The organism is Streptomyces sp. NRRL WC-3549 (assembly GCF_000721935.1).
GTDB lineage: Bacteria > Actinomycetota > Actinomycetes > Streptomycetales > Streptomycetaceae > Streptomyces.
Genome location: NZ_KL585395.1, coordinates 191,370 through 193,336, shown reverse-complemented (window position 1 = coordinate 193,336; position 1,967 = coordinate 191,370). Strand labels below are relative to the sequence as shown.

The following is a 1,967-nucleotide window of genomic DNA, read 5'->3' as shown; positions in this document are numbered from 1 at the left end:
GGCCCGAGCGCCGCCGCTCGCACTGGACGCTGCTGGCCAAGGCCCGGGCCGTGGAGAACCAGGCGTACGTCCTGGCCGTCGGCTCGGCGGGCACGCACGCGGGGGTCCGGCAGGCCGGACACAGCATCGTCGTCGACCCCTGGGGCGAGGTGCTCGCCGAGGCCGGTCCGGACGAGGAGGTGCTCACCGTGGAGTTCGACCCGGCGAGGACCGCCGTCGTCCGGGAGCAGTTCCCCGCGCTCAAGGACCGCCGCCTGGGCCTCGCCCCGCGCCGCTGAGACGTGGGCCGCTGTTTCACGTGAAACAGGGGGTCACCCGTCGCGCTCCTTGTCGGCGAGGACGATCACGCACACCGCCACCGCGACCAGCAGCGGCACATCCGCGTCCTCACGCACGATATCGATGCCGTAGGTGTCGCGGAGGGTGAGCCAGCGCCGGGAGATCTGCGCCAGCAGTTCGCCGTCGTAGTCGATGGCGAACTCACGGTCCAGGATCTTCCCGCTGACGTCGAGTTCGGTGCCCTCCACCAGGGCCACGCGGTAGTGGTTGCGCAGCAGTGAGAGCCGCTTCCGCTTGACCTTGGCGAGCTCCTCGCCCTCACGCTCGATGATCATCGTGTCGCGCAGGCTGATCAGCTTCTGGCGGATCTCCACCAGGACCCGGCCGTTCGGGTCCTTGAGTTCGAAGGTGTCGCGCAGCCGCATGGCCTTGCCGTCGACGAGGAAGACCTTGCGGCCCTCCGCGTCCTCGATCCAGTAGTCGTCGCCGATGGCGAACATGCGCTCGCGTACGAGAAGTCTCATGGTTCACAGATTCCCGGACGCCCCACCGGAATGCGCGCAGGGCACGGTGATGTTGACTGGTGACATGACAGCACGTGCACGCGTCCGCGCCCCCGAACTGATCGGCAAGGGCGGTTGGCTCAATACAGGAGACCGCTCCTACACCCTCGCCGACCTGCGGGGACGCATCGTCATCCTGGACTTCTGGACCTTCTGCTGTGTGAACTGTCTGCACGTCCTGGACGAGCTGCGCGAGCTGGAGGAGAAACACCGCGACACCGTGGTGATCATCGGTGTCCACTCGCCGAAGTTCGTGCACGAGGCGGAGCACCAGGCCGTCGTGGACGCCGTGGAACGCTACGGGGTGCACCACCCCGTCCTGGACGACCCCGAGCTCGCCACCTGGAAGCAGTACGCGGTACGAGCCTGGCCCACGCTCGTCGTGGTGGACCCCGAGGGGTACGTCGTCGCCCAGCACGCGGGCGAAGGCCACGCGCACGCCATCGAGAAGCTCGTCGAGGAGCTGGAGGCCGAGCACGCGGCCAAGGGCACCCTGCGCCGCGGGGACGGCCCGTACGTGGCTCCCGAGCCGGTCGCGACGCATCTGCGCTTCCCGGGCAAGGCGCTCCTCCTGGAGGACGGCGGCTTCCTGGTCTCCGACACCACCCGGCACCGGCTGGTCGAGCTGGACGCGGACGGCGAGACCGTACGCGGCCACTTCGGCACCGGTGAGCGCGGGTTCACCGACGGCGGACCGGACGAGGCGCGGTTCAGCGAGCCGCAGGGCCTCGCCCTGCTGCCCGACGGCAGGGTCGCCGTCGCGGACACCGTCAACCACGCGATCCGGGTGCTCGACCTGTCCACCGGCGTCACCACCACGCGGGCGGGCACCGGCCGCCAGTGGTGGTCTCCTCACCGTGGGACGTCGCCTGGTTCGGCGACCGCCTGTGGATCGCCATGGCCGGCGTGCACCAGCTGTGGACGTACGACCCGGAGGACGGCACCGTGCGGGTCGCCGCCGGGACGACCAACGAGGGGCTCGTCGACGGGCCGGGCCCGGAGGCGTGGTTCGCGCAGCCGTCCGGCCTCGCCGCGTCCGGCGACCGGCTGTGGGTCGCCGACTCGGAGACCTCCGCACTGCGGTACGTCGACCTGGACGGCGCGGTGCACACCGCCGTCGGCACC

2 protein-coding genes and 1 pseudogene are annotated in these 1,967 nt (G+C 70.6%); 2 read left to right on the top strand and 1 reads right to left on the bottom strand.

The features are described 5' to 3' along the window. On the top strand, positions 1-278 hold a 278-nt coding region (locus IH13_RS0113725; protein WP_031084234.1), incomplete at its 5' end, for a nitrilase-related carbon-nitrogen hydrolase. Positions 279-311: 33 nt separating this feature from the next. On the opposite strand, the gene IH13_RS0113720 is transcribed toward IH13_RS0113725, so the two are convergent. Then, on the bottom strand, positions 312-803 hold the full coding sequence (locus IH13_RS0113720) for an LURP-one-related/scramblase family protein (RefSeq protein WP_031084232.1): 492 nt from the start codon (positions 801-803) through the stop codon (positions 312-314). Between the two features lie 64 nt (positions 804-867). Between IH13_RS0113720 and IH13_RS37390 the strand changes: the two are divergent. After that, positions 868-1,967, top strand: a pseudogene (locus tag IH13_RS37390) (thioredoxin-like domain-containing protein); the annotation flags it as partial.